The sequence below is a fragment of the Verrucosispora sp. TAA-831 genome (assembly GCF_050780145.1).
GTDB lineage: Bacteria > Actinomycetota > Actinomycetes > Mycobacteriales > Micromonosporaceae > Micromonospora.
This window is the reverse complement of the sequence record NZ_CP192240.1, coordinates 6,691,940-6,718,223: the sequence shown is the minus strand read 5'-3', so window position 1 is coordinate 6,718,223 and position 26,284 is coordinate 6,691,940. Positions and strand designations below refer to the sequence as shown.

Below are 26,284 nucleotides of genomic sequence, written 5' to 3'. Positions count from 1 at the left end.
TACTCCCGCCGGTCACTTCCGGTTGGAGATCACCTCGGGGTTGTAGAACACGAACTCGGCCAGCTTGTCCTGCTTGACCGCGTGGAACATGTCCAGGGTCTGCTCGCTGAGAGCCTCCCGGCCGCTGTCCGTGCCGTTGAACGTTCCGCCGTTGGTCTTCAGCATGATCAGCTCGTTGCCGGTGACCCCGCGCATCGTGAAGACGAAGTCCTCGACCGAGACACCGCCGGTGTCCAGGATGAACGCCTTGCCGGCCGCCTTGATCAGCTCGTTGAGCTTGAGCGGGTTGGTCAGCGTGCCGTTCTGGCTGGCCTTCTTCGCCATCGCCTTGATGAGCTGCTGCTGGTTCTGCTGGCGGTCGTAGTCGCTGTTGGCCAGGCCGTACCGCTGCCGGGAGAAGTCCAGCGCGGCCCACCCCTCCATCTCCTGGCAGCCCTTCTTGTGCACCACCGGGGTCCGCTGCTTGCCGGTCTTCTTGGCGTCCGCGTTCCACATCACCTTGCCGTCGACGTACGACATGTGGGCGGACTTGACCTCCTGCTTCGGGCAGATGCGCACCGAGCCGAGGGCGTCGATCACGTTCTTGAAGCCGCCGAAGTTGATGATCGCCGCGCCGTCGAAGCCGACACCGGTCATGCCCTTGATGGTCTGGGCCATCAACTGGGCGCCGCCCTCCCAGCCACCGCCGTTGCGGGCACCGGCCTGGAACGCCGCGTTGATCTTGTCGACGCCGCCCGGGAAGCCGGTCTTGGAGAAGGCCGGGATGCGGGCCTCGGTGTCCCGGGGGATCGAGATCAGGTACGCCTGGTCGTGCGTGGCCGGGATGTGCAGCACGATGATGCTGTCCGCGCGTACGTCGTCGGCGGCCCACCGCTCCCGGGCGTCCACGCCCAGCAGCAGCATGTCGATCGGGCCTTCCAGGTTGTTGCCGCCCTCGTCCACCGTCTTGCCGGCCTCGCCGAGCAGGTTGCGCTGCGAGATGCTGCCGGTGGCCTGACCGATCACGGCCTTGCTGCCGACGATGGCGAGGCCGCTGGTCATCATCAGCACCGCGCCGAAGACCAGGGTGATCCGGGCCCAGAGAGGGTCCTTCCGCCGGGCGCGCCCCTTCTTGCCGCTCTTACCGGCCTTCTTCTTGCCGGCTGAGGAGGTCGAGGGGTTCGATGCGCCAGGCGGATCGAGCAAGGAGGGGCTCTGAACCGGCATGCGTGCTCCAGCTCGTGAATGTGGGGGGCGGGAACACTTTACGGACGCAATCCCGTCGTGGCGAGTTCGTCTGACGCTCAGTTACCGTTCTCCGCCACGTCATCCTGGGGAAATGGCCGAATGGCCAGAACAAAATGGACGATCGACTATTGGCTCTCAGCGAAATCACAACCGAAGACGAGCTATTCGATCACGATCCGTGACCGGAGAGCCCGCCTTTCGGGTGCGAACGTGATCAACCGTTACCGGCCCGCGACTCCTTGTTGACCTTGACCCAGTCGGCCATCGTGTCGCCGGACATCGCGCGGTACATGGCCAGGGCGTTCTCCCGGTCGGAGACGACCACCGACTCGCCGTTGACGTTCTGACTGCCCAGGTGCGGGCTGGTGACGAAGGTCAGATTCTCGCCGCGCAGGTTGCGGAACTGCACCGCCATGTCGGTCAAGGAGAAGCCCTGGTCGACCGTGACCGCGTCGGTCACCGACCGGAGGAAGGCGTTGAGCTTCTTCGGATTGGTCAGCGTGCCGCTGCTCGCCGCCTTGTCCATCAGCGCCCGCAGGAACTCCTGCTGGTGACGCATCCGGGCGAAGTCGCCGTCCGGGAACTGCTTCCGCTGCCGGATCCAGTCCAGCGCCTCGGTGCCGTTCATCTGGTTGGTGCCCTTGGTGAACTTCCGGTACGGCTTGTGGATCGAGGTGATGCTCCGCTCGACCTCCAGCTCGACGCCGCCGAGCGCGTCGGTGACCTGCTTGAAGCCGCCGAAGTCGATCGCCATCACGTGGTCGATGTGCACGTCGGTGAAGCACTCGACGGTGCGTACCGCCAGTGGCAGGCCACCGAACGCGAACGCCGCATTGATCTTGCGGCGCTGACCGGAGTCGCAGTCGGCACCGGCGCTCTCCGGGATGGGCACGTACAGGTCGCGGGGGATGGAGACGAGGTACGCCTCCTGGTGGTCGGCGGGGATGTGCATGACGATGATCGTGTCGGCGCGCCACTCACCGGCCTGGTCCATCGGTGCGTCCGGATCCCGCGAGTCGGTGCCCACCATGAGGATGTTGAGCGCGCCGTCCACCGCCTTCGCCGGCCGACCGCCGGTGATCTCCGAGAACGGGTCGGTGCGGGCCAGGTTGTTGTCCAGGCTGCGGGCGTAGAACCAGGCGCCGACGCCGCCGAGTAGCGCCAGCACCAGCACCACGACACCGGTCAGCAGGGCGATCCGGCCCCACCGTGGGCGGCGGCCACGCGGCGGCGGTGGGCCACCGGGTCCGCCCGGCCCCACCGGACCTCGCGGACCGCCCGGCCCACCGGGTGCCTCGTCGTACGCCGAGAACAGGCTCGTCTCGTTCGCTCGGGCAGCGCGTCCGCCCCGGCCCGAACCGGCCGGTACCGCCGCGCGCCCGGCGCTGCGGTGCAGGTGGAGGGCCGGCAGTGCGGCGGAGTTGGTGGCTGACATGTAACTCAGGGTACGCAGGCCCCGCCACTGTCGCCCGCTGTGAAACCCGGCCGGTGTCGGGTGCCGGTGCTACCCGATCCGCTCGCGGAAGTACTCGATCGTGCGTCGCAGGCCCACTTCGGGCGCGACGGACGGCTCGTACCCGAGCAACTCACGGGCGAGGGTCAGATCGGGACGGCGCATCTCCGGGTCATCGGCACTGCGCGTGACGTAGGTCACCTCGGACTTGCTCTCACAGAGCGACACGATCGTCTCGGCCAGTTGCCGCATGCTCATCTCGTGCTCGGTGCCGCAGTTGACCGGCCCGCTCTCGGTCGAGTCGAGCAGCAGCAGGATGCCCCGGACGAGATCCGCCACGTAGCAGATCGAGCGGGTCTGGTTGCCGGTGCCGTGCACGGTGATCGCCTCGCCGCGCAGCGCCTGGGAGACGAAGGTCGGGATGGCCCGCCCGTCGTCCGGCCGCATCCTCGGGCCGTACGTGTTGAAGATCCGCACGATCGCGGTGTCCACGCCCCGGCTGCGCCGGTACGCCATCGTCGCGGCCTCGGAGAAGCGCTTGGCCTCGTCGTACACGCTGCGGATGCCGATCGGGTTGACGTTGCCCCAGTACGTCTCCCGCTGCGGGTGCTCCTTCGGGTCGCCGTACGCCTCGGAGGTCGAGGCCAGCAGGAACCGGGCACCATCGGCGGCAGCCCGCTCCAGCAGGTGCAGGGTGGCCACCGAGCCCACCCGCAGGATCTCCACCGGCAGCTTCTCGAAGTCCGTGGGGCTCGCCGGGGACGCCATGTGCAGGATCGCGTCGAACCGCCCGGTCAGCGCGGGATGATCCGGCAGCCCGTCGGAGACGTCCGCCTCCACCAAAGTGAAGGACGGTTCGTCGAGCAGATGGGCGACGTTCTCCTTCGATCCGGTGACGAAGTTGTCCAGTGCGACCACCGTGCACCCGCGACCGATCAGGGAATCCACCAGGTGCGACGGGACGAAACCGGCACCACCGGTGACCAGGATGCGGTGACCGGGACCAAAACGCTGCTCAACCTTCACGCCGACCAGAGTAAAGGAGGGGTCCCCTGCTAACGCCTCGCGTCTTACAGGGGACCCCTACTGACACTCGGCGGGCGCTGCCCGCCGGTGGGTCGTCAGTGCGCGCCGGCGCCGGTCAGCGAACGCACCTCCAGTTCGGCGTACTTGTCCTCGTCGCTCTCCTTGGAGACGAGGGTGCCGATCCAGCCGCAGAGGAAGCCGAACGGGATGGACAGGATGCCCGGGTTGGACAGCGGGAACCACTGCCAGTCGTGGTCCGGGAACATCGCCGTCGGTGCTCCGGAGACCACCGGCGAGAAGAACACCAGCAGTACGGCCGCCAGCAGACCGCCGTAGATCGCCCACACCGCGCCCGAGGTGTTGAACCGCTTCCAGAACAGGCTGTAGAGGATTGCCGGCAGGTTGCCGGAGGCGGCGACCGCGAAGGCCAGTGCCACCAGGAACGCCACGTTCAGGTTCTGCGCGAAGATCGACAGGGCGATGGCGACCGCACCGATCACCAATGCGGAGATCCGGGCGACGCGTACCTCCTGCCGCTCCGAGGTGTTGCCGCGCTTGATGACGTTGGCGTAGAAGTCGTGCGCCAGGCTGGACGACGACGCCAGGGTCAATCCGGCGACCACCGCGAGGATGGTGGCGAAGGCGACCGCCGCGATGATCGCCAGCATCGCCGCGCCGCCCAGATCGCCACCGAAGAACTCGATGCCGAGCACCTCGGCGAGCTGTGGTGCGGCGGTGTTGCCGGCCGCGTCCTGTTCCCGGATGGCCGCACCGCCGACCATCGCCGCCGCACCGAAGCCGAGGGCCAGGGTGAGCAGATAGAACGAGCCGATGATGCCGATCGCCCAGAGCACGCTCTTGCGGGCCGCCTTCGCCGTCGGCACGGTGTAGAAACGGATCAGGATGTGCGGCAGACCGGCGGTACCGAGCACCAGGGCGATGCCGAGGGAGAGCAGGTCGGCCTTGTTGTAGAAGGTCTGTGTCGCGTTGCCGGCCACTTCGACGCCGTACCGCAGCCCGGGTTCCAGGAACGCGGAGCCCTGGCCGGAACTCGCCGCCGCGTCACCCAGCAGCGAGGACAGGTTGAACTTGTACTTCGCCAGCACCAGCAGGGTCATCAGCAGCGCGCCGCCCATCAGCAGGAACGCCTTGACGATCTGTACGTAGGTGGTGCCCTTCATGCCGCCCACGGTGACGTAGATGATCATGAGCGCGCCGACCAGGATGATGGTCGCCACCTTCGCGGTGCTGGCGTCCATGCCCAGGAACGTGGTGCCGGGGCGGATGCCGAGCAGCAGCGCCACCAGGGCACCCGCGCCGACCATCTGGGCCAGCAGATAGAAGATCGACACGGTGATGGTGGAGACCGCCGCCGCGGTACGCACCGGACGCTGCCGCATCCGGAAGGCCAGCACGTCCGCCATCGTGTACCGGCCGGAGTTCCGCAGCAGCTCCGCGACCAGCAGCAGCGCCACCAGCCAGGCCACCAGGAAGCCGATCGAATAGAGGAAGCCGTCGTAGCCGTAGAGGGCGATGATGCCGGCGATGCCCAGGAACGACGCGGCGGACATGTAGTCGCCGCCGATCGCCATGCCGTTCTGGAAGCCGGAGAACGACCGGCCACCCGCGTAGAAGTCGGTGGCGGTCTTGGTCTGCCGACTGGCCCAGATCGTGATGCCCAGGGTGGCGGCCACGAAGGTCAGGAAGAGCACGATGGTCAGGTTCCGGGCCGTCGTGTTGCCCGCCTCGACCGCGAGGATCATCGTGGTCACGACTCACCTCCGGTCAACTCGTGACGGATCTTGTCGGCCACCGGGTCGATCCTCCGGTCGGCGTACCGGCTGTAGAGCCAGGCGATGAGGAAGGTGGAGACGAATTGGAGCAGGCCGAAGACCAGCGCCACGTTGATGTTGCTGCCGAACAGGCGCGTGCCCATGAAGTCTCGCGCGTACGCCGAGAGGATCACGTAGAGCGAGTACCACAGGAAGAACGCGATGGTCATCGGGAAGACGAATCCGCGCAGCGCGCGGCGCAGTCCGGCGAATTCGTCCGACCGTTGGACCGCGAGGTACCGCTCGGGCGTCGAATCGGTCGGCGCGGTCGCGGGTGTGTCCGTGGACATCTTGTGGATCACCACCTTCACAGGCGTCAGGAGTTTCGCGCACGGTAAGAAGCGCACTCCCCGCCGGAAAAGGCTGAGATCGGTGCCGGTCGACGGTTGCGCCGAACGGCAGCATCGCTGCGCCGAGTGACCCAGCTCACTCCGTTGAGCGGTAGGTGAGATCCGTCCAGGTTCGTCCGTCGGCTGCGATCAGCTCAGTTCGCGGTAGCGACCCCGATGGTGGAGTAGCGGCGCCATCTCGTCACCGAGTTCCACCTCCTCGACCGTCGCCTCGATGAGCAGGCTCCAGCCGTACTCCCGGGCGCTGTCGAGCCGGCACCCCGCCCACCCGCCTGCGTCGGCGGGCACCGGCCCGTAGGGCGTCTCGGTCCAGTCGCCGGTGGCGAACAGGCCGCCGGGTGACGGGAAGAGGCCGGCGAACCGGTCCGCGAGCTGCCGGTGCGGCGGGCCGAGCGGCGTCACCGCGAACCGGCCGGCCTCCTCGATCTCCGCCCACAGGTCGGACTCGGCGTCGATCAGGCCGAGTAGTCGGCCCGGCTCACCCTCGGCCACCAGCGTGGACGAGACGGTCAACCCGGCCGGTCCGGGTGCGGTCCAGAGCGTCACGGGCGCGGCCAGCCGACCCCGGAAGCGGCGTACGGGCGACCGCTCGCCCGCTGGCACGGCGAACGGATCGGTGTGGTGGATCCGGGCACCCGGCTGATGATTCACGTGAAACATTGTGACCCGCCCGTCCGGCCCGCGTGCGCGTGCCCAGGTGAGGAACCGGTCGTGCAGGCTTCTGGGGGCAAGCTGTCCGTTGAGCTGGCTGAGCTGGGCGTGGGCCTCCGTCATCAGCAGTCCGAGGTACACCAGGAGCGCGGTCCGATCCTCGCGGTACTCGACCAGCAACGAGAGTCGGGCCGGCTGGCAGGGCCAGTGCGCTCCACAGGATCGGCAGCGCCAGAGTGGTCGCATCGGCACGTGCGGCACGAAGCGGCTCATGGCCGAACCGACCGTCGAGGCCGGGTCGATGCCCCCGACGCGGCAGATGCCCCGGTCACCACCGACCCCCGTTCGCCCGCCAACTCTGCGCGAGAGTGAGCGGGGCCTCCGCGACAGTCGGCCAGTAAGCCCAGCTCGGGAGCTGAGTCGTCGGACGTGCTGGCGTCGACGGACTGACGTACGGGCGCGGCTCGGGTGTCGGTCGACCTGTGCCCGGGCGTGTCTCGCGGGTCGAGGGCCGAGTGTGTGGGCTGATCCCGGACGTCGCAGGCGGCGTCGCTCCAGGGGCGAGCGGGCCGCCGGCTCGGATGCGCGCACGTAGGTGGGCCAGCGGCGCGGCACCGCGCGGCGGCACGGTGCCCCGGCCCGCCGTGGAAGGCGACGAGCGGCGGTACGCCCGCAGCACGACCTGCCGACACCAGCGGAACACGTTGTACATGGGTGGCCTCCTATTCGGGGGTCGCCCCGGCCGGGAGAATGACCGGGGCGACCCGACGCAGGACCGGCCGCCGGGTCGTCGCCTCCACCGGCCGGGCCGCGCGATTTCACCCTGGACTCCGCAATCTCCGCAGGGGAGGATGCCAGCGGTTACTACTCGGCGCGTTCGCGTACTTACCGGATGGGTGAGTGATGAACTTCGAGATGTGGATCAGGGCGTTGAAGGCCGCCCGTGCCGCCGCCGGTGTGTCCCAAGAGGGTCTTGCCACCCTGATCAAGTGGAGCCCGTCGCTGATCGCCGCCATCGAGACGGGCCGCCGCCGACCGACGATGGAATTCGCCGTCGCCTCCGACGAGGCGCTACAGACCGGCGGTCTGCTCGCCGAACTACTCAAGGAGGCCGACCGGGAACGCGGCCCCTCCTGGTTCGCGGCGTGGCGCGGCTACGAGCAGGAGGCCACCAGGCTGCGCGCCTTCGAGCCCTGTCTGGTGCCCGGTCTGCTCCAGACCGAGGAGTACGCCCGAGCCGTCATCTCGGCCGGAGGGCTACAACCACCAGCGATGGTGGACGAGCTCGTGTCCGTCCGAATGGAACGGCAACAGCTCATGCATGAGCAACTGCTGCGGCAGGAAGATCCACCGCTATGCGTCTTCCTGCTCGACGAGACGGCCGTGCGGCGGCCGGTCGGCGGTCCACCGGTGCTCGATGCACAGCTCGGCCGGCTGTTGGCGGAGGCGCAATTGCCGCACGTCCGATTGCACATCGTCCCGCATAGCGTCGGTGCGCATGTGGGCCTTGGCGGTGGATTCGTGCTGGTCGAACTTCCCGACCGTGAGCAGGCGATTTATCTGGAGAACGCCGCTCGCGGGCACGTGGTCAACGACCCCGAGATGGTCCGCTTGATGGACCGGAAGTGGGATAGCCTGCTCGGCGAAGCATTGTCCACGAGCGCCTCGCTGGATCTGATCCGGAAGCTGAAGGTGACGCCATGAACGCTGCCGAACCCCGCTGGCGCGTGTCGAGTCGCTCGACCGACTCCGGCGGCAACTGTGTCGAGGTGGCGGACAACCTGCCGGGAGTGGTGCTGGTGCGGGACAGCAAGGATCGTTCCGGCCCGTCGCTCACCTTCGCGCCGACCGCCTGGCGATCCTTCCTCGACCTCGCCCGCGAGGCATCAACCCCCACCGCCCGCTGACGACCCCTGCCGGGGCGTGCGCCACACCCCGCGCCACACCCCACGCACCGGTCGCGCACGGCGTGCGATCCACTCCGAAGATCGCGCTCGATCCAGGATCGAGTGGTTATCGTGCGACGACGAGACCACTCGATCCTGCATCGAGCACGATCATGCGCGCCGCCCGTGAGCGTGCGCGCCGCCGTGGTCATGCGCGCCGCCCGTGACCGTGCGGGGCCGCCGACAGGCGGCGGCACGGGCAGGGAGCCGCGTTATCCACAGGGGCAGCGCGCGGGAAGGGGTGACTGCAATCGTCGATGGCATGTCCAGATCGCCGCGTCGGCCTCCGCAGTTGCGGGGACGCATCTTCCGTGGGTCCCACGCGATCACCAGTGGCCTGCTCACCCGCAACGATCTCCGCAGTTCCGCCTGGCGTCCGCTCTTTCGAGACGTGTACGCGGACGCCCAACTGTCCGTCACCCACCGGACCAGGTGCGCCGCCGTCAGCCGGTGGCTGATCCCGCCGGCCGGGGCCATCGCCGGTCGATCCGCTGCGGCACTCTACGGATGCGCCCGGGTCGCCGCCGATGACCCGGTGGACGTCATCGTGCCCCCTGACGTACGCGTCGGGAGCATTGCGGGTCTGCGCGTCCGTCGTGGGCCGATCGACCCGGGGGACGTCCTCGATCGCGCGGGCACGTCAGTCACGTCCCCCGTGCGTACCTGCTGGGACCTGGCACTCTGGCTCGACCTGGTGGAAGCGGTGGTGGCCATCGACGGGCTGCTGTCGCGCAGACTCACCGACGTGTCCGCGCTGCGCGGGTACGCCCTGGCTCGGGCTGGCCGCCGGGGCTGGCGGGCGATGCTCCGGGCCGTCGATCTCGCGGACGCCGGAGCCGAGTCGCCCCAGGAATCACGGACCCGGGTGCGGCTGGTGCTGGCCGGGCTACCCCGGCCCCGTACCCAGTGGGTCGTGTCGGACCGGGGCCGTTTCGTCGCTCGTCTCGATCTCGCCTGGCCGGACTATCGGGTCGCGGTGGAGTACGACGGGCTCTGGCATGCCGACCCGGAGCAGTTCCACTCGGACCGCAGACGGCTCAACCGACTGGTCACCGGGGATTGGATCATCCTGCACCTCACCGCGAAGCGCCTCCGTGAGGACTTCGAGGGCTTCGTCAGCGAGGTCCGGGCCGCCCTTCGCTCCCAGGGGCACCGCCCACCGTCGTTCAGCGGCGCGGGGTGACGGTGGCCAGCAGTTCGGGCTGGCGGCGGTCCAGGGCGTCACCGGCCAGGTACGCGCCGAGCAGCGCCGCACCCACGCCGTACGCCGCGCCGAGCGGCAGGCCGAGCCAGAGCCAGGTGTCGCCGAGTAGCGCGGCGGCCACCACCATCGGTACGCCGAGCGCGGCGGTGACGACCATCGACAGCAGCGTCAGCAGACTCTTGGCCACGCCGGCACCGCTGTTCATCGCGAACGGGTTGCTCGTCTCCGGCAGCGAGTACGCGCCGAGTACCGAGATGAACGAGTTGACGGCCAGCCCGACGCCGTACGTGGCGATCAGTGCACCGGCCATGAACCCGATCCACGCGGGCTCGCCGAGAACGAGGGCGATCACCACCGCGACCACGGCCAGCATCGGCAGTACGTACAGCGAGAAGGCGGTCATCCGGGCGAGCAGTTCCTGCCGACCGGGCACGCCGGCCACCACGTTGGCGGCGTAGGCGCTGCCGTCGAACCCGAACTGGTTGGCCAGGGTGACCGCGGCGAGCAGCCCGACGAAGAGCATGGAGACGCTGACCAGTACCGGCGACGAGCCGCCGACGGTGAAGCCCTGGTCGCTGTCGTACGAGAAGCCCTGCGCGCCGTAGTTGACCATGACCGGCACGAAGAGGCCGACCACCGCGATGGTGATCAGGTTGGCCCGCCGCCGGGCGTCGCGCCACCAGTAGCGGGCCTCCCGGGCGACCAACGCGCCGAACTGGTCCCGACGCAGCCAACCCGCCACGCGGGGGAACAACTGGGTGACCGCGCCACCGGTCGGCCCTGCCTGAGCACGGGCCGGTCCGCTGCTCGCTGCACCCACCATCGCCGACTCCAGCGACCGCGACCACCACGCCAGCAGCGCGAGGATGGTGAGCACGGCGATCGCCAGCTTCAGCGGGGCGGCCCAGACCCGTCCCTGGGCCATGTCGATGCCAGCCGTGAAGGGCGCGCCCAGCGGGGTCCAGCCGAGCACGGTCGCCACCGGGACGAACCGGTCCCAGTCGACCTCGCCGAGCGCGGCCACACCCGCGATCTGCAACGGCCCGAGCATCGCGGCCAGCACCGCCAGCAGGACAGCGGCCAGGTCACGGACCCGCCGGGAGCGGAGCATGGTGGCGAACGCGCTGGTCACCGCCCGCGCACCGGCGACGCAGACGAGCAGCCCCAGTACGACCCCGATCGCGGCCACCACGGCGGCGGACCAGCCGCCGAAGACACCGGCGGTGACCACCAGGCCGGAGAACGCCACCAGGGCGGCGATCGCCGGTACGCTCACCAGCGCCGCCGCGAACAGCCCCTTGACCAGGGTGCGGCGGGACAGCGGTAGCAGCGCGAATCGGGCCGGGTCGAGTGTCTCGTCGACGCCGAAGAAGACCAGCGGCAGCAGCAGCCAACCGAGCACGGTGAGGCTGCCGGCGAGCGCGGCGATCAGCAGCGCGTACTTGCCCTCGCCGGCCAGCCCGGGGGCGGCCATGCCGAAGAAGGCGCCCACCGCGATCCAGAGCCCGAACAGCGACCCGATCAGGAACAGCGCGACCCGCCAGCTCTGACCACGGAAGTTGTTGAGCATCACCCGCAGCTTGAGCCGGACGAAGTGCCGGGCCGAGACGGTCCGTACCGGCTTCGCCGGGGCGGTCACTGAGACAGCCACGCCAGCTCCTGACCGGTGGCGGTACGCCCGCCGACCACCTCGACGAAGACCTCCTCCAGCGAGCGCTCGCCGCGCACCTGCTCCAGCGTGCCGACCCGCTTGATGGTGCCCTCGGCGAGGATCGCCACGTGGGTGCAGAGCCGCTGCACGACCTCCATCACGTGACTGGAGAAGACCACCGTGCCGCCGCCGGTGACGTACCGCTGGAGGATGTCGCGGATCAGCGCCGCCGAGACGGGGTCGACCGCCTCGAACGGCTCGTCCAGCACCAGCAGTCTTGGCCCGTGCAGCAGCGCGCAGGCCAGGCCGATCTTCTTCTTCATACCGGCCGAGTAGTCCACCACCAGGGTGCGACCGGCGTCGGCCAGGGCGAGCACGTCGAGCAACTCCCCGGCCCGCTGGTCGACCACCGACGGGTCCATGCCGCGCAGCAGACCGTGGTACGCCAGCAGCTCGGAGCCGCTGAGACGGTCGAAGAGGCGTACGCCGTCCGGCATCACCCCGAGCAGCCGTTTCGCGGTGACCGGATCGGCCCACACGTCGTGCCCGAGCACCTGGGCGCCCCCCGCGTCGGGTCGCAGCAGCCCGACCGCCATCGACAGGGTGGTGGTCTTGCCCGCGCCGTTCGGGCCGAGCAGGCCGTAGAACGAGCCGGTCGGCACGTCCAGATCCACGCCGGATACCGCGATCTTGCTGTCGAACCTCTTCGCCAGGCCGCGCAGCGCCAGCGCCGGATGCTCACCAGTCATGAGCCCGACCGTATCCGGTCCTGACCAGCGCACCGACCGACCGGAGGACGATTCACGACTCATCCGCGAGGCGGACGTCGCTCCCGTCGCCCCTGCAAGCCGACGGACGTTAGCAGGGGACCCCTCCTATACCCCAGGCGTTAATAGGGGGCCCTTCCTTTCCGAGGTGTGCAACCGGACGCCCTGCTGACGGGTGAATGAATCAGATCCGGACGGGGAGGGCCATTTGGACGGGGACGACGGGTTCGAGGAGTTCTATCGAGCCAGCAGGCATCGGGTGGTCACGGTCCTCTACGCGCTCGGCGGCGACCTGACCGAGGCCCAGGACGCAGCCCAGGAGGCGTACGTCCGTGCCTGGCAGCGATGGTCCCGGATCAGTGGGTACGCCGACCCGGAGGCGTGGGTACGCATCGTCGGACACCGCCTGTTGATCAACCGGTGGCGCAAGATGCGCAACGGGCTGGTGGCGTACCGCCGTCACGGGAGCGCCTCGCCGGTCCCGCCGCCCTCGGAGAACACCGTGGCCCTGGTCGCCGCGTTGCGTCGGCTCTCCGTCGAGCAGCGGCAGGTGATCGTGCTGCACCATCTCGCGGATCTCTCCGTCGCGGAGATCGCCAGCCAGACTGGCGCGCCCGCAGGCACGGTCAAGGCGCGACTTGCCCGAGGTCGTCGGGCGCTGGCCGCGATGCTCGACACCGATCTTCCCGAGGAGGTCCGCAATGCCTGATCCGCTCTTCACCGACCTCCTACGGGACACCGAGCGGCTGACCTGGGCGTCGATCGACCAGGTCACGCACCGGGGGCGGCAGCGTGCCCGGCGTACCCGGATGATGTCCGTCCTCGCGGCGGCGGTGGCCGTGGCGGTGGTGGCCACCGGCGCAGTGGTCCTCTCCGGCAGCCCGGAGGCGACCGCCCCGATGGGACCGGCGGGTCCTGCGCCGACGGAGTCGACCGGCCCGAGCGCTGGCCCGCTTCGGACGGTGCCGACCTCTCCGACCGGGAACCGCCGCCCGCTGGTCGGTGCCGCCGACCCGGCGGTGCCCGCTGCCGCCATGCTCCAGGAAGATGACGGGCCGGCCGGCTACCAGGCGGACGATTCCGAGGGTAACGACGACTGGGCCTTCACGGACAGCGCGGATCGGTGCGTGAACCCGGACCACCCGCTGTTGCGGCTGGTCACTCGGGCGGAACGGGACCGGTACCTGCGGGATCCCGAGCCCCGCAGCAATTTCGTGATGCAGCGCGTGGCTCGTCTCGCGGTCGATGACGCGCTTCGTTACCAGAGTCTGGTGCTCGACCGGGTCGAATCGTGCGGCGACAAGTACGTGTCGATGTGGGTGGTCGCCGCCGGATTCGCCGGTGAGGAATCTCTGGTGGTCCGCGCGCAACACAACGCCGGTCCGGCCCTCTTCTACGTCTTCGTCCGTCAGGGGGATCTGGTCACGCAGGTGTGGCACAACGAGATCACCGACACGGCGGCGGCCGTCGAGTTGGGGCGGGCGGCGGCCCGGCGGCTCTGCGCCGGGACGGACACCTGCTGATCCTGCGGCGGTGCCCCGGATCGCCGGGTCACCGCCGGAGGGCGTCGGGGGCGTGCAGGCGCAGCATGGTGCGGGCGATGTCGTTCGGGGCACGGCGGCGGGTGGCGAGGGAGACGGCGACCATCACGGTGAAGGCCAGCGGCACCGTCCAGGCGGCGGGCTGGGCGGTCAGGGTGGCGGGCCAGCCGGACAGCGGTGGGCCGAGCACGGTGACCAGCACCGCCGACACCGCCGCGCCGCCGCCCACCAGGATGCCGGCGGCGGCACCCGCGTCGGTCAGCCCGCGCCACCAGATGCCGAGTACCAGCAGCGGGCAGAAGCTGGATGCGGCGACGGCGAACGCCAGCCCGACGACCTGCGAGACGTCCAGCCCGGAGACGTTCAACGCGAGCACCGTCGGGATCCCGCCCGCGATCACCGTGGCCAGCCGGAAGCCGCGTACCGAACCACGGCCGAGCACGTCCGTGGAGATCACCCCGGCGACGCTGGTGAGCAGGCCGGACGAGGTGGACAGGAAGGCCGCGAACGCACCGGCGGCGACCAGTGCGGCCAGCAGTCGTCCGGTGGCCCCGCCGCCGAGCGCCGCTTCGGGCAGCAGCACCACCACCGCGTCGGTCTGCCCGCTGACCAGCAGTTGCGGGGTGTATATCCGGCCGAGTACGCCGTAGATCGTGGGTAACAGGTAGAAGACCCCGACCAGCGCCAGCACCACCAGGGTGGTCCGGCGGGCGGCGGCCCCGTCCGGATTCGTATAGAAGCGTACGAGGACGTGCGGTAACCCCATGGTGCCCAGGAAGGTCGCCAGGATCAGCGAGTACGTGGCGAACAGCCCCCGGTCGTCGTCGGCTGCGGTGCTGGGCAGCAGCCATTCGGCGGATCCGGTCGCCATCCCGGAGACCGCCGGCACCGGCTCACCGGCTGCGAAGGTCAACTCGTCGCCGGGGCGTACCTCCCGGGTCGCGCCGTCGGGCAGCGTGAGCACCGCACGGTGCTCGACCACGACGGTGGTCGCGGTCCGGAACGTCGGCCCGTCGGGCGGGGTCACCGGCGGACGCCCGTCGGCCTGCCACTGGAGGGCGAGGAAGATCGCGGGTACGGCGAGCGCGGTCAGCTTGAGCCAGTACTGGAACGCCTGCACGAAGGTGACCGCACGCATCCCGCCGAGCGCCACGTTCGCGGTCACCACCGCGGCCACCACCAGGGCACCCACCGGGTACGGCGACCCGGCCAACGTGGCCAGCGTCAGCCCGGCACCCTGCAACTGCGGGACCAGGTAGAGCCACCCGATGAAGATCACGAAGACGGTGGCCAGGGTGCGCAACCGGCGGGAGCCGAGCCGCATCTCGCAGAAGTCGGGCAGGGTGAACGCCCCGGAGCGGCGCAACGGTGCGGCCACGAACAGCAGCAGGGCCAGGTAGCCGGCGGCGAAGCCGACCGGGTACCAGAGCACGTCGACGCCGTACTTGAGGACCAGCCCGGCGACGCCGAGGAAGCTCGCCGCCGAGAGGTACTCCCCGCCGATCGCGGCGGCGTTCCAGGTCGGGCTGACCACCCGCGAGGCGACCAGGAAGTCGGAGGTGGTCCGGGCCAGCCGCAGCCCGTAGAACCCGATCCCCAGGGTGATCAGGGTGACCGCGACGATCGCGGGTACGACGAGGTCGTTGCCCATTCAGCGCTCCGGCCGCCGGACCAGGTCGGTGAAGTCCTGCTCGTTGCGTTCGGCCAGCCGCACGTACGTCCACCCGACCGCGACCAGGAACGGGAAGGAGAGTGCGCCGAGCAGCAGCCACGGCAGGTTGACGCCGAGCACGGTCATCCGCCCGACCGACGGCGCGACGGCGAACAGCAACGGCAGCCCGCCCAGCCCGACCAGCACCACCGCCGACAGTTGCAACGCCAACGCCAACTGGGCGCGGACCAGCCCCCGGACCAGGGCTTCTCCGACCCGGGTCTGCTGGGTGAGCTCGGTGTGCGTACCGGCGGCGGGGCGCTGCCGCTGCGACACCTCGGCCAGCACCACCCGGGTACGCGTGGGCGCCTCGGGCGTCGGGGGCCCGCCCTGTGGCGGCACCCGAGGAAAGTCGGCGGGGCGGGGCTGCGCCCCGGGCCGTGCCGCCGCCCCGGGCGCCGGGACGGGATCGTCGGCAGCGGCCACCTCGGCAGTCTCGTCCGCCGGACGGGAATGTCAAGAGGGCTGTGCACAACCTGTGGATAAGTGGCGCAGCCTGTGGATAACCCGGTGGACAGCGGTCACGCCGTCAGCGGCTCCACTCCTGCTTCGCGGCGCGGACCAGCTTGTCCTTCAACTCCCGGATGTGTCGCCGACTCACCGACAGCTCCGTGCCGTCGACCACCACCACGTACCCGGAGTTGACCAGCCGGAGTTCGGCGATGAGCCGGAGCTGCACCAGGTACGACCGATGGATCCGGACGAAACCGGCGTCGGCCCAGCGTTCGGCGAGCGTGGCCAGCGACACCCGGACCAGGTGGGCGCCGTCCACGGTGTGCAGCCGGGCATAGTCGCCCTGCGCCTCCACCCACCGCACCGCCGAGCGGGGCAGCATCCGGGTGCTACCGGCCAACTCCACCGGGATGGTCGGGTCCTCCTCGGTGCGGGCCAGCGCGGCCGGGTGCGACGGCACCACCCGCGAACCGACCACCCGGCGCAACGCCTCGGACAAGCGCTCGGACCGGACCGGCTTGCGGACGTAGTCGGTGGCGCCGAGGTCGAAGGCGTCGGCCGCGCCGTCGTCGTACGCGGTGACGAAGACGATCGCCGGTGGCCGGGCGAACCGGCGCAGCACCCGGGCCAGCTCCATGCCGTCCAGGCCGGGCATCCGGATGTCCAGGAAGACCACGTCGATGTCGCCGTCGCGGAGCACCCGCAGCGCCTCGGTGGCGTCACCGGCCGTGTGCAGTCGGGCCACCCGGGGGTCGGCGCGCAGGTGGTACGCCAACTCGTCGAGCGCGGGCGGTTCGTCGTCGACCGCCAGGACGCGCAGGAAACCGGGAGCGGCCGGGCCGCCGTTGCCGGTCACGAGCCCGCCCGTACGCCGGGATGGAACTTGGGTACCCGCATGCTCACCTTCGTTCCCGAGCCCAGGCCCGTCTCCACGACCAGGCCGAAGCCGTCACCGAAGACCGACCGGAGCCGTTCGTCGACGTTCGAGAGCCCGACGTGCTGGCCCGGGTCGTCGCCGGGGTCGCCGGTGGCACCGGCCAGCTCGGCGATCCCGGCGGTCAACGTGGCCGGATCCATCCCCACTCCGTCGTCCTCCACCGTGATGTGGCACTCGGCTCCCGCGTCCCGGGCCTCGATGCTCACCATGCCCGTGCCGGGCTTGCGCGACAAGCCGTGCCGGACCGCGTTCTCCACCAGTGGTTGCAGGCAGAGGAACGGCAGGGTCACCGGCAGCACCTCGGGGGCGATCTGGAGCCGGACCTGGAGCCGGTCGCCGAACCGGGCCCGTTCGATGGTCAGGTAGCGGTCGATCGACCGCAGCTCCTCGGCCAACGTGGTGAACTCCCCGTGCGCCCGGAAGGAGTAGCGGGTGAACTCGGCGAACTCCAGAATCAGCTCCCGGGCCCGCTCCGGGTCGGTGCGGACGAACGAGCCGATCGCGGTCAGCGCGTTGTAGATGAAGTGCGGGCTGATCTGGGCCCGCAGCGCCCGTACCTCGGCGCGGGCCAGCCGCTCCCGGGACGAGTCCAGCTCGGCGAGGGCGAGCTGGCTGCCCGCCCAGTGCGCGGTCTCCAGGGTGGCCTGCACCAGACCGGGGGCGGGAACCCCGTCGGTGACGGCGACCAGGGCACCGGCGATCCGACCCTCCGCGCCCGCCAGCGGGGCCACCACCGCACCCCGGACCGGGCAGTCGACGCGGTCGCAGAACAGCTCCGCCTCGCCGAGCACCGTCGACCGCTCCGACGCCACCACCCGCTGGGCCGCCGCGCGTAGCTGGTCACCGTGGTGTGCGCCCCGCCCGTCCAGGGCGAGCAGGTCGTCCGTGTCGGTCAACGCCAGCCCCTCGGCCCCGACCAGGGTGCGCAGGTGGCGGGCGGCCTTCGCCGCGCCGGCCGGATTCAGCCCGGCACGCAGCGGTTCGGCGGCCAGCCCGGCGGTGTGCAGCACCTCGTAGGTGGCCCGCTGCCCGGGGGTGGCGATGCCTCGGCGACCGCGCAGCCGACCGACGGCGTACAGCGCCCCGGCCAGCACGGCGACCAGAGAGATGACGCCGACGACGGCGGAGAGGTTGCCACCCACGCCGACGATCCTGGTCGTTTCCGGCCGCCGGGCCAAGAGTCAGTACGCGCCCTTGCGCGCCAGCACGACGCCGACCGTGCGCCACAGGATGCTCAGGTCGTACGCCAGCGACCAGTTGTCGACGTAGTAGAGGTCCAGCCGGACGGCCTCGTCCCAGGACAGGTCCGAACGGCCGGAGACCTGCCACAGGCCGGTCATCCCGGGACGGACCAGCAGTCGGCGTCGGACGTCGCCCAGGAAGTCACCGTCGTCGGCGGGCAGCGGGCGCGGCCCGACCAGCGACATCTCACCCTTGAGCACGTTGATCAACTGGGGCAGCTCGTCGAGCGAGGAGGCGCGCAGGAAGCGGCCCACCGGGAAGACCCGCGGATCCTGCTTCATCTTGAACAGCATGCCGTCGGTCTCGTTCTGGTCGGTCAGGCTGGCCAGCCGGTCCTCCGCGTCGACGTACATGGTGCGGAACTTCCACACCCGGAACGTACGTCCCTCGTGCCCCACCCGGGGCTGGCGGAAGAAGACCGGACCCGGGTCGGAGATCCGGATCGCGACGGCGACGGCGAGGAAGACCGGCACCAGCATCAGCAGGCCGAGACCGGCGCCGACCCGGTCCATCATGCTCTTGGCCAGCAGCGCGGGCCCGGAGAGAGTCGGCTCCTCGACGTGCAGCAGCGGCAGGCCCTCGATCGGGCGGATGTGCACCCGGGGACCGGCGATGTCGGTCAACTGGGGGGCCACCACCAGGTCGACCCCGGAGCCCTCCAACTGCCAGGCCAGTCGGCGCAGCTCGCCCGGCTCGGAGCTGGCCGAGCCGCAGACCGCGATGGTGTCGCCGCCGACCTCGCGGACCAGCGCCAGTACGTCGCGGCCGGCGTACACGGGCACGGGAGTCTGCACGCCCCGGGCTGCCGCGTACCCGTCGGTGATGTGGATGGCGACCGGGACCAGCCCGGCGGACGGGTTGCGGGTGACCGCGGTGTAGACCTCCAGGCAGTCCGGCAGCGTGCCGACCAGCACCATCCGGTGCGCCGCCTGCTGGATGTTGCGCCGGACCACGTGCAGCACGAAGCGGGCCAGGATCCGGCCCAGCAGGATCAGCAGCAGGGCCATCAGCAGGGCGGTGCCGACGGTGAACCGGGACAGGTCGGTCTTGGTGGCGAAGGCGAGGAAGGACACCGTGGCGCAGGCCGTGACCCCGGCGCGGATCACCCGCTTGAACTCGTCCGGCCCGAGCCCGAGACAGCGCCGGTCGTAGGCGCCGTTGAACCACAGCACCACCAGCCAGCCCAGCGGCAACAGCAGGAAGGCCACGGTGAAGAACCACGTCGGGTCGTTCTGCGCGTCGTAGAAACCGGCGGTGGCCTGGTCGAAGCTGTGGATCGCGGTGTAGCTGGAGAAGGCGACGGCGGCGAAGTCGAGCAGCAGCAGGATCGCGGTGTACGGCCGGTGCCAGCGGGAGACGCGTCGCCGCGCCCGTGCCCACGCCGATCGCGGTACGCCGCTGGTGGAGGGCGGGCTCGGCGGCTGGATCTCGAAGCTGTCGACGTGCCGCACGAGTCTGCTCCGGCCTTCGTTGGTCACCGGGCGCTGGAGGCTAGTCGTCACCTCACCATGTCCTCCCGCATGACGCGTGCCGCTCACTCGCCGTGATGGCCCGCGTCGCCCACCGTTCCAGCTTCCCACGCGGATCCGTGTCCGTCGCGGACCCGGGGGACATTGCGCGACAGACTCGTTTTCGCCTGGGATCTGGCCGACTTCGCGCCGTCCGGAAGCCGGGGACCGGGCCACTATACCGATGGATTGTGGCCCGGGTAGAGCGTCCGAGCGGCGGTTCGGCACCCACGTCCGATTCCGCTCCGTAGTCGATGAGCAACGTCACTCACCGTACAAGTCGGGACAACCGTCGGTCAGCCAGCAGCCTGCCGCCGGTCTGGCAGGTGGCGCAGTACTGGAGGCTCGAATCGGCGAAGGAGACCTCCCGGACGGTGTCCCCACAGACCGGGCAGGGCAGCCCGGTGCGCGCGTGCACCTTCAGCCCGGACCGCTTCTCGCCCTTGAGTTCGGCGGCGCGCTGCCCCAGCGAGCGGGCCACCGCGTCACCGAGCACCCGGCGGGTCGCCGCGTGCAGCGTGGCCATCTGGTCGTCGCTGAGCTTGTCGGTCAGCGCGAACGGCGACAGCTTCGCGGCGTGCAGGATCTCGTCCGAGTACGCGTTGCCCACCCCGGCCAGCACGGACTGGTCGGTGAGCACGCCCTTGAGCTGCCCCCGGCGGCTGCGCAGCGCCTCGGCGAAGGTGCTCAGGTCGGCGGCGACGGCGTCCGGCCCGAGCTTGGCCACCCCGGGCACCTGCTGCGGGTCGGTGACCAGATAGGCGGCGAGCTTCTTCTGCGTACCGGCCTCGGTCAGGTCGAAGCCGGAGCCGTCGTCGAGGCGTACCCGCAGGGCGATCGGCCCCTTCCCGGGACGAAGCGGGACGGTCGTGGCGAACGCCTCCCGGTAGTGCAGCCAACCCGCCCGCGCCAGATGGACCACCAGGTGTAGGCCGCCGTCGAAGACGACGTCGAGGAACTTGCCGTGCCGTCGGGCGTCGGTCACGGTCCGACCGACGACCGCGCTCGGCGCCGGATCGTACGTCTTCAGGGCGCTGATCGCGGCGACCTCCAGCCGGTCGACACGCCGGCCCACCGCGCGCTGCCGCAGGTAGCCTGCGAGCGCCTCCACCTCCGGTAGTTCGGGCACAGCTCAACGGTAGCCTTCTTTGCCGTGAGAATCGTGGTGGCGCACAACCGGTACCGGGAAGCCCAGCCGTCCGGCGAGAACACCATCGTCGACGTGGAGATCTCCCAGCTCGCGGCGGCCGGCGTGGAGGTGCTGCCGTTCCTGCGCAGCTCCGACGAGATCCCGTCGATGCCGAAGACGGCGAAGGCCCTGCTGCCGATCTCCCCGATCTACGCCCCCCGGGCACAACAGGAGCTGAGCCGGCTGCTCACCGAGCACCGGCCGGACGTGTTGCACCTGCACAACCCGTACCCGCTGCTGTCGCCCTGGGTGGTGCGGACCGCGCACCGGCACGGCGTGCCCGTGGTGCAGACCGTGCACAACTACCGTCAGGTCTGCTCCTCCGGCCTGTACTTCCGCGACGGGGTGATCTGCCAGGACTGCCGGGGCCGGACGCTGGGCGTGCCGGCGGTGGTGCACCGCTGCTACCGGGGCTCGCGGGCGCAGAGCGCGCTGATGGCGACCACCCTGGCCGTGCACCGGGGCACCTGGAAGTCGGTGGACCGGTTCATCGCACTGACCAGCGCCGTCGCCGACCACCTCCGCGACTACGGCATCCCGGACGACCGGATCGTGGTCAAGCCGAACGCCATCCCGGACCCGGGCACCCCCGCGCCGCTGGGCCACGGCTTCCTCTTCCTCGGTCGGCTCTCCCCCGAGAAGGGCCTCGACCTGCTGTTGGAGGCGTGGCGTCGGCACCCGGACGGCACACTCGGCCCGCTGCGCGTGGCCGGTGACGGCGAACTACGCCCGCTGGTCGAGGCAGCGGCGGCCGAACGGTCGGACGTCACCTTCCTCGGCCCGCTCGACCGGGCCGGAGTCCGCGAGGCGCTGAACGCGAGCGCCGTGGTGCTGGCGACCTCGACCTGGCACGACGTACTCCCCACCGTGATCATCGAGGCGCTGGCCAGCGGACGGCCCGTGCTCGGCACCGCGCTCGGCGGCATCCCGTACCTGGTCGGCGCCGACACGCCCCGCGAACCCGCCGGCACCGGCCCGGCCGTGGCCGCCTCGGCAGCCGCCCCGCCCAGCCCCGGCGGCCCGTCCGGCCCGGTTGATCTTGCCGGCCCGGTCGGCTCCGGTGGCCTTGCCGGCCCGGCCGGCTCCGGTGGACTGGGCTCCGATGGCCTCGGCCCCGTCGGCTCGGATGGCCCCGGTGGATCCGTCGGTCAGGTCGACTCCGCCGGTCGGGTGGGTGCCTTGCCGGTTGGGATCCGCGCCGGGGAGGCCGGCTGGGTGGTGCCGCCGGACCCGGCGGCCCTGGCCGCCGCGCTGCCGGTGGCCGCCGCCGGAGCCGCCGCCCTGGCCGGGCCCGCCCGCGCCCGCTACGACCGCACCTTCCACCCCGAGGTGGTCACCAAGCGCCTCATCGACGTGTACGCCTCCCTCCGCTGACCCCCCCACGTGTCCCGCTGTCTCCCGCGTCTCCCGTGTCGTGCCGAGCCCCCAGGGGCGGAAGTGGGTGAGCGTTCGGTAGCCACTCGATCCGGGATCGAGTGGCTACCCCGGCGCTTCGATGCCACTCGATCCTGGATCGAGCACGATCTTGGGGAGTGGTCGGCGCGCGATCTCGGGGTGCGAGGTGGGCACGATCTTCTAGGGGCGGGATGCGCGCGTACGGCGGCTGCCGTCAGGGGGCCGTCGGCAGGCTGCGTTGATCGGGGCAGGCTGCGTTAACGGGGGGCCCTTGCTATGCACGAGGCGTTAGTAAGGTGCCCTTCCTTACATGCTGGCTAGAGCGAGGCGCGGGCGGAGAAGGCGATGCTGGCGAGCAGGAAGCCGCCGTTGACGACGGTGAACGCCACGAGAACCCAGAACACGAGCGCCGGGGCGAGGGCCAGCACCAGGGCGGCCACGAAGATCACCGCGCCGTAGTCGCGGATCAGCTTCACCAGGCGTACCGGCAGGCTGGTGGAGGTGACCATGCTGGCCGCGTTCGGGCCGGACTGCATCACCGAGGTCACCAGGTTGACCATCCAGGTGCCCGCGAAGGCCGCCACCAACCACACGGGCGTCGACGGCACCTGCGCCACGGCGGTCGCGGAGAGCGCGGCGACCAGGGCGATCTGGGCCGCCACGTCGCAGAGCACGTCGACCCGGGCCCCGGCCGCGCTGCCCTGACCGGTGACCCGGGCGAGCTGACCGTCGGCGCAGTCCAGGGCGTACGCGATCTGCCAGCCGAGCAGCGCGAGCAGCCCGACCACCCAGGCGGGTACGTCCCCGGCGGCGACCGGCCCGGCGAGCGCGACCACGGTGACCGAGGTGGCGAGACCGAGTACCAGGTTGGTGATGGTCAGCGCGGTCGGCCGGAGCCCGAGCCGCTGGGCGACCAGTGCGAAGACGGCGCCGATCCACTGGCTCACCGACTCGCTGAACAGGCCACCGCCCCGGTTGACCCGGTGGAAGTCGGCGATCGTGGGGTGCGAGGGCTCAGCCAAGGTGCTCACGGAGGGCGTCAACGTAGTCTCCCAGCCGGGTCCGGATGTCGTCAGCGGACAACGCGAGGTGTTCGAGGATGGTGTAGCGGTCCGGTCGGGTGCGCGGCGCGAAGGCCACCGCCTCGACGAACTGCTCGTCGGTGAGGCCCAGTTCCTCCGGCCGGACGGCCAGGCCGTGCCGGTGCAGGCAGCGGCCGAGTTGGCCGAAGCGTTCCCGGTCGCCCCGGAGGAAGGTGCAGAACAACGCGCCCAGGCCGACCTGTTCGCCGTGCGAGCCGGTGCCCGGGTACAGGTGGTCGATGGCGTGCGAGATCTCGTGGTCGCCGCCGCTGGCCGGGCGGCTGGACCCGCAGATCGACATCGAGATCCCGCCGAGGATGAGCGCCTCGGCCAGCGTGGTGAGGAACGTGTCGTCGGTGATCTTGCCGGGGTGGTTGACCAGTGCCTCGGCCCCGGTCCGGGCGAGCGTCACGGCGAGTCCGTCGATCGGTTCGTCGCGTACCCGGTGGGCCAGTTCCCAGTCGGCGCAGGCGCTCAGGTTGCTCACCGCGTCGCCGATGCCGGCCTGGGTCTGCCGATCCGGCCCGTTCTCCACGAAGTCGAGGTCGACCAGGACGGCGATCGGGATGTGCACGCCGTACGAGCCCTTGCCGCCCTCGTGGGTCAGCGATGCCACCGGGGAGGCGATGCCGTCGTTGGCGAGGCTGGTCGCCACGGTGACCATCGGGATGGCGTAGCGGGTGGCGGCGTACTTGGCGGTGTCGATGGTCTTGCCGCCGCCGATGCCGACGACCGCGTCGTAGTGTCGGCGCCGGAGCTGGTCGCCCAGCTCGTTGGCGGAGTCGACGGTGCCGCCGGTCACGGTGAAGATGTCGGCCGAGCCGAGTGAGGGCCGGCAGAGGTCGGCGATCTTCTCGCCCTGCCCGGGGCCGACCACCACTGCGACGTCGCCGCCGCCGGAGATCCGCCGGTCGGCCAGCAGCGCGCCGAGGTTGGCCACCGCCCCTCGGCGGACCTCGATCGACAGCGGTGTGGTGACGGTGCGCGCTAGTAACGGCACGCGATCTCCCGCGCCCGGGCCAGGTCGTCGTGGTTGTCGACCTCCACCCAGGACACGTCACCGATCGGTGCGGCGCGTACCTCGCCACCCCGCTCGGCGAACTCCTGGTATCCGTCCTCGTAGTACAGGTTCGGGTCGCGCCGCCAGGTCGCCTCCAGCGCGTCGGCGAGCGGCCCGGCCACCTGCGGCTCGATCAGCGTCGCGCCGATGTACTCGCCGTACGCCTGCGCCGGGTCCATCAGCTTGGTGATCCGGGTGAGTTGCCCGGCGGCGTCGAAGGTGGTCTTCATCTCCTCCTCGGCCAGCGGCTTGAGGGTGTCGACCGCGAGCAGTACGCCGGGCCCGCGCTCGGCCAGCAGCGTCTTCTCGATGCTCACCGGGTGCACGGTGTCCCCGTTGACCAGCAGCACGCCCCGGGCGAACCAGTCGCGGGCCAGCCAGAGCGAGTACGCGTTGTTCCACTCCTCGGCCTTGTCGTTGTGCACGAGGGTGAGCGTCACGCCGTGGCGGCGTTCCAGGTCGGCCTGGCGTTCGCGGACCGCGTCCGCCGCGTAGCCGACCACCACGACGACGTCGGTCAGCCCCACCTCGGCGAGGTTACGCAGCGCGATGTCGAGGATGGTGATCTCGCCGTCCACCGGGACCAGCGCCTTGGGCAGCGTGTCGGTGTACGGGCGCAGGCGGCGACCGGCCCCGGCCGCCAGCACCATCCCGACCATGCCGACATCAGTTCCTGTTCTCACGGCGTTCACCGAAGGAGGATAGCGCCGCGCGTCGCCCGGCTGTCGGGGGTCAGCCGGGCAGGGCCGCCAGGTCGGCGAGGAAGGTCAGTCGCTCCTCGGCGGTCAGCGCCGTGTACGGTCCGGCCGCCCGCCGGTCGGTCTCCAGCTCGATGGCCTGCCACTGCGCCCCGTCGGTCAGCTCGGCGATGCTCGCCGGGGTGTGTCCGGCGGCCGTCCAGGCGTCGGTGTGCGCGTCGGCCCGGTGGTACCGCAGCGTGCCGAGCCGGTTGAGCAGCAGCACGCCCGACGGGGTGCCGTCCGGCTCGTACGGTGGGGCGACCGCGTCGAACGCGCCGGGACTGGGCACCGGTTCGTCGCCTCGGGGTGACAGGGCGGCGGCCAGCAGCCGCCCGGCGGTCTCGGCCGACCGCTGCACCCGGTCGTCGTGACCGGCCCAGAGTTCCTCGGTCACCTCGGCGTGTACCTGGTACAGCTCGGCGAGGAACGCGGTGCCGCGTTCGGTGGCGGTGAGCCCGCCGTCCGGCCGCCGGTGGATCATCCCGTACGCGACGTGCCGGTCCAGGGCGCGTCGACAGGCGACCGGGTCCCGGTACCGGGTGATCGCGGCGAATCCGGCCCCGTCGACCGAGCCGCCGGCCGCGAGGCGGGTCCGCATCTCCACCAGGAAGCTGGTGGCGGGCATGCCGCCGTACCGCTGGCTCAGTTCCGCTCCGCCGCCGTCCTGCCCGGCCTGTATCGCTGCGCGGACGACCCGGTCGAGGACGGGGGCGACCAGCGCCACGTACCGGTGCGCGGCGAGCCCGACGCTGTCGCTCACGAACCGGTCGGACCCAGGAGTTCGAAGGCCTCCTCGGCGATCCGCCGGATCAGCCCGTCGTTGACGTCGCGGTCCTCGTCGAGCAGGTCGAGGTCGGCCGGGCCGAGCCAGCGGTACTCGGTGTGCTTGCCGACCTCCAGGACCGGTGCGGTCAGGTCGCCGTCGACCCGGATCAGCCAGTCGCTCTCGACCCGGGCCAGGCCGTCGTCGCCGACGTACCGGTATTCGCCGACCAGCGCGATGATCTCCGAGACGCGCCAGCCGGTCTCCTCGGTGACCTCCCGGCGCAGCGCCTGTTCGACGGTCTCGCCGGGTTCGAGGTGGCCGCCGACGATGTCCCAACTGTTCGGGAAGAGGCGGCGGTGCGGCGAGCGGCGTTGGAAGAAGAGGCGCCCGTCGGGGTGGACGATCAGCGCTCCGGCGCAGCGCAGCGGCTCGGTGGACACCCCAAGAACAGTAGCCGCCGGGCCGAGCTGCGGCGATGTCCGCTCGGGCGGACTTGTCCGCTGGTGTGGACCGGTCGGACCGGGGGTATGGATTCTCTGCGGGCGCGGGCCGA

25 protein-coding genes are annotated in these 26,284 nt (G+C 70.9%); 6 read left to right on the top strand and 19 right to left on the bottom strand.

Annotated features, from left to right (window positions below; translation table 11 throughout):
- Window positions 1–12: 12 nt before the first annotated feature.
- From ACQVFL_RS29885 to ACQVFL_RS29860, 6 genes are all read right to left on the bottom strand, one after another.
- Window positions 13–1,206 (bottom strand): LCP family protein, encoded by a 1,194-nt coding sequence (locus ACQVFL_RS29885; protein ID WP_431728127.1) that lies wholly within the window; start codon window positions 1,204–1,206, stop codon window positions 13–15.
- Window positions 1,207–1,441: 235 nt separating this feature from the next.
- The gene (locus tag ACQVFL_RS29880) at window positions 1,442–2,662 is read right to left on the bottom strand and encodes an LCP family protein (protein WP_431728126.1); all 1,221 of its coding nucleotides are present in this window, start codon (window positions 2,660–2,662) and stop codon (window positions 1,442–1,444) included.
- Window positions 2,663–2,731: 69 nt separating this feature from the next.
- Entirely contained in the window at window positions 2,732–3,706 is a 975-nt protein-coding gene (locus ACQVFL_RS29875; protein ID WP_431728125.1) for an NAD-dependent epimerase/dehydratase family protein, read from the bottom strand.
- Window positions 3,707–3,801: 95 nt separating this feature from the next.
- Window positions 3,802–5,469, bottom strand: coding sequence for a cation acetate symporter (locus tag ACQVFL_RS29870; protein ID WP_396697522.1), 1,668 nt, complete (start codon window positions 5,467–5,469; stop codon window positions 3,802–3,804).
- Between the two features lie 5 nt (window positions 5,470–5,474).
- The gene (locus tag ACQVFL_RS29865; RefSeq protein ID WP_396697389.1) at window positions 5,475–5,828 is read right to left on the bottom strand and encodes a DUF485 domain-containing protein; all 354 of its coding nucleotides are present in this window, start codon (window positions 5,826–5,828) and stop codon (window positions 5,475–5,477) included.
- A gap of 189 nt (window positions 5,829–6,017) precedes the next feature.
- On the bottom strand, window positions 6,018–6,785 hold the full coding sequence (locus ACQVFL_RS29860) for a flavin reductase family protein (RefSeq protein WP_431729912.1): 768 nt from the start codon (window positions 6,783–6,785) through the stop codon (window positions 6,018–6,020).
- A 657-nt stretch (window positions 6,786–7,442) separates the two neighbouring features.
- On the opposite strand from ACQVFL_RS29860, the gene ACQVFL_RS29855 reads away from it, so the two are divergent.
- The 3 genes from ACQVFL_RS29855 to ACQVFL_RS29845 all read left to right on the top strand — a co-directional run bounded on the left by ACQVFL_RS29855 (window position 7,443) and on the right by ACQVFL_RS29845 (window position 9,668).
- Window positions 7,443–8,243, top strand: a complete 801-nt coding sequence (locus ACQVFL_RS29855; protein ID WP_431728124.1) for a helix-turn-helix domain-containing protein — start codon at window positions 7,443–7,445, stop codon at window positions 8,241–8,243.
- Window positions 8,240–8,446 (top strand): DUF397 domain-containing protein, encoded by a 207-nt coding sequence (locus tag ACQVFL_RS29850; RefSeq protein WP_431728123.1) that lies wholly within the window; start codon window positions 8,240–8,242, stop codon window positions 8,444–8,446. Before ACQVFL_RS29855 ends, ACQVFL_RS29850 begins: the two co-directional genes overlap by 4 nt.
- 301 nt (window positions 8,447–8,747) lie before the next feature.
- Window positions 8,748–9,668 (top strand): endonuclease domain-containing protein, encoded by a 921-nt coding sequence (locus ACQVFL_RS29845; RefSeq protein ID WP_431728122.1) that lies wholly within the window; start codon window positions 8,748–8,750, stop codon window positions 9,666–9,668.
- Here ACQVFL_RS29845 and ACQVFL_RS29840 read toward each other — a convergent pair.
- The gene (locus ACQVFL_RS29840) at window positions 9,652–11,340 is read right to left on the bottom strand and encodes an ABC transporter permease (RefSeq protein ID WP_431728121.1); all 1,689 of its coding nucleotides are present in this window, start codon (window positions 11,338–11,340) and stop codon (window positions 9,652–9,654) included. The two genes, ACQVFL_RS29845 and ACQVFL_RS29840, sit on opposite strands and share 17 nt — an antisense overlap.
- Entirely contained in the window at window positions 11,325–12,089 is a 765-nt protein-coding gene (locus ACQVFL_RS29835) for an ABC transporter ATP-binding protein (RefSeq protein ID WP_431728120.1), read from the bottom strand. Before ACQVFL_RS29835 ends, ACQVFL_RS29840 begins: the two co-directional genes overlap by 16 nt.
- A 226-nt stretch (window positions 12,090–12,315) precedes the next feature.
- On the opposite strand from ACQVFL_RS29835, the gene ACQVFL_RS29830 reads away from it, so the two are divergent.
- Window positions 12,316–12,816: a SigE family RNA polymerase sigma factor gene (locus ACQVFL_RS29830; protein WP_431728119.1), complete on the top strand. Its 501-nt coding sequence runs from the start codon at window positions 12,316–12,318 to the stop codon at window positions 12,814–12,816.
- A complete protein-coding gene (locus ACQVFL_RS29825; protein ID WP_431728118.1) occupies window positions 12,809–13,630 on the top strand; it encodes a hypothetical protein in 822 nt (273 codons plus the stop codon). The genes ACQVFL_RS29830 and ACQVFL_RS29825 overlap by 8 nt, the downstream gene beginning before the upstream one ends.
- A 28-nt stretch (window positions 13,631–13,658) precedes the next feature.
- Here the strand turns inward: ACQVFL_RS29825 and ACQVFL_RS29820 are convergent, their stop codons facing one another.
- The 6 genes from ACQVFL_RS29820 to ACQVFL_RS29795 form a co-directional block, all read right to left on the bottom strand.
- On the bottom strand, window positions 13,659–15,299 hold the full coding sequence (locus tag ACQVFL_RS29820; RefSeq protein WP_396697375.1) for a cation acetate symporter: 1,641 nt from the start codon (window positions 15,297–15,299) through the stop codon (window positions 13,659–13,661).
- The gene (locus ACQVFL_RS29815; RefSeq protein ID WP_396697518.1) at window positions 15,300–15,701 is read right to left on the bottom strand and encodes a hypothetical protein; all 402 of its coding nucleotides are present in this window, start codon (window positions 15,699–15,701) and stop codon (window positions 15,300–15,302) included. It lies immediately after the preceding gene.
- Window positions 15,702–15,888: 187 nt separating this feature from the next.
- Entirely contained in the window at window positions 15,889–16,668 is a 780-nt protein-coding gene (locus ACQVFL_RS29810) for a LytR/AlgR family response regulator transcription factor (RefSeq protein ID WP_396697373.1), read from the bottom strand.
- Window positions 16,665–17,891, bottom strand: a complete 1,227-nt coding sequence (locus ACQVFL_RS29805) for a sensor histidine kinase (protein ID WP_396697371.1) — start codon at window positions 17,889–17,891, stop codon at window positions 16,665–16,667. The genes ACQVFL_RS29810 and ACQVFL_RS29805 overlap by 4 nt, the downstream gene beginning before the upstream one ends.
- Window positions 17,892–17,930: 39 nt before the next feature.
- Complete coding sequence (locus tag ACQVFL_RS29800; protein WP_431729911.1) at window positions 17,931–19,442, bottom strand: sugar transferase; 1,512 nt, start codon at window positions 19,440–19,442, stop codon at window positions 17,931–17,933.
- A 325-nt stretch (window positions 19,443–19,767) separates the two neighbouring features.
- Complete coding sequence (locus tag ACQVFL_RS29795; protein WP_431728117.1) at window positions 19,768–20,628, bottom strand: Fpg/Nei family DNA glycosylase; 861 nt, start codon at window positions 20,626–20,628, stop codon at window positions 19,768–19,770.
- Between the two features lie 24 nt (window positions 20,629–20,652).
- Here ACQVFL_RS29795 and ACQVFL_RS29790 point away from each other — a divergent pair, with 24 nt between their 5' ends.
- Window positions 20,653–22,062 (top strand): glycosyltransferase family 4 protein, encoded by a 1,410-nt coding sequence (locus ACQVFL_RS29790; RefSeq protein ID WP_431728116.1) that lies wholly within the window; start codon window positions 20,653–20,655, stop codon window positions 22,060–22,062.
- Between the two features lie 338 nt (window positions 22,063–22,400).
- On the opposite strand, the gene ACQVFL_RS29785 is transcribed toward ACQVFL_RS29790, so the two are convergent.
- The 5 genes from ACQVFL_RS29785 to ACQVFL_RS29765 all read right to left on the bottom strand — a co-directional run bounded on the left by ACQVFL_RS29785 (window position 22,401) and on the right by ACQVFL_RS29765 (window position 26,171).
- Window positions 22,401–23,114 carry a CDP-alcohol phosphatidyltransferase family protein gene (locus tag ACQVFL_RS29785; RefSeq protein WP_396697363.1) on the bottom strand — a complete coding sequence of 238 codons (714 nt, stop codon included), beginning with the start codon at window positions 23,112–23,114 and terminating at the stop codon, window positions 22,401–22,403.
- Window positions 23,098–24,165, bottom strand: a complete 1,068-nt coding sequence (locus ACQVFL_RS29780) for an iron-containing alcohol dehydrogenase family protein (RefSeq protein ID WP_396697360.1) — start codon at window positions 24,163–24,165, stop codon at window positions 23,098–23,100. The genes ACQVFL_RS29785 and ACQVFL_RS29780 overlap by 17 nt, the downstream gene beginning before the upstream one ends.
- The gene (locus tag ACQVFL_RS29775; protein ID WP_396697516.1) at window positions 24,153–24,884 is read right to left on the bottom strand and encodes a sugar phosphate nucleotidyltransferase; all 732 of its coding nucleotides are present in this window, start codon (window positions 24,882–24,884) and stop codon (window positions 24,153–24,155) included. Before ACQVFL_RS29775 ends, ACQVFL_RS29780 begins: the two co-directional genes overlap by 13 nt.
- Before the next feature lie 73 nt (window positions 24,885–24,957).
- Window positions 24,958–25,725 carry a hypothetical protein gene (locus ACQVFL_RS29770; protein ID WP_396697358.1) on the bottom strand — a complete coding sequence of 256 codons (768 nt, stop codon included), beginning with the start codon at window positions 25,723–25,725 and terminating at the stop codon, window positions 24,958–24,960.
- Complete coding sequence (locus ACQVFL_RS29765; RefSeq protein ID WP_396697355.1) at window positions 25,722–26,171, bottom strand: NUDIX domain-containing protein; 450 nt, start codon at window positions 26,169–26,171, stop codon at window positions 25,722–25,724. The genes ACQVFL_RS29770 and ACQVFL_RS29765 overlap by 4 nt, the downstream gene beginning before the upstream one ends.
- Window positions 26,172–26,284: the final 113 nt, after the last annotated feature.

Excerpts from the sequence above, each read along its gene's own strand:
- ACQVFL_RS29885 (WP_431728127.1), bottom strand. The coding sequence starts at position 1,206 with ATGCCGGTTCAGAGCCCCTCCTTGCTCGATCCGCCTGGCGCATCGAAC.
- ACQVFL_RS29880 (WP_431728126.1), bottom strand. The coding sequence starts at position 2,662 with ATGTCAGCCACCAACTCCGCCGCACTGCCGGCCCTCCACCTGCACCGC.
- ACQVFL_RS29870 (WP_396697522.1), bottom strand. The coding sequence starts at position 5,469 with ATGATCCTCGCGGTCGAGGCGGGCAACACGACGGCCCGGAACCTGACC.
- ACQVFL_RS29865 (WP_396697389.1), bottom strand. The coding sequence starts at position 5,828 with ATGTCCACGGACACACCCGCGACCGCGCCGACCGATTCGACGCCCGAG.
- ACQVFL_RS29860 (WP_431729912.1), bottom strand. The coding sequence starts at position 6,785 with ATGCGACCACTCTGGCGCTGCCGATCCTGTGGAGCGCACTGGCCCTGC.
- ACQVFL_RS29855 (WP_431728124.1), top strand. The coding sequence starts at position 7,443 with ATGAACTTCGAGATGTGGATCAGGGCGTTGAAGGCCGCCCGTGCCGCC.
- ACQVFL_RS29850 (WP_431728123.1), top strand. The coding sequence starts at position 8,240 with ATGAACGCTGCCGAACCCCGCTGGCGCGTGTCGAGTCGCTCGACCGAC.
- ACQVFL_RS29845 (WP_431728122.1), top strand. The coding sequence starts at position 8,748 with ATGTCCAGATCGCCGCGTCGGCCTCCGCAGTTGCGGGGACGCATCTTC.
- ACQVFL_RS29835 (WP_431728120.1), bottom strand. The coding sequence starts at position 12,089 with ATGACTGGTGAGCATCCGGCGCTGGCGCTGCGCGGCCTGGCGAAGAGG.
- ACQVFL_RS29825 (WP_431728118.1), top strand. The coding sequence starts at position 12,809 with ATGCCTGATCCGCTCTTCACCGACCTCCTACGGGACACCGAGCGGCTG.
- ACQVFL_RS29820 (WP_396697375.1), bottom strand. The coding sequence starts at position 15,299 with ATGGGCAACGACCTCGTCGTACCCGCGATCGTCGCGGTCACCCTGATC.
- ACQVFL_RS29775 (WP_396697516.1), bottom strand. The coding sequence starts at position 24,884 with ATGGTCGGGATGGTGCTGGCGGCCGGGGCCGGTCGCCGCCTGCGCCCG.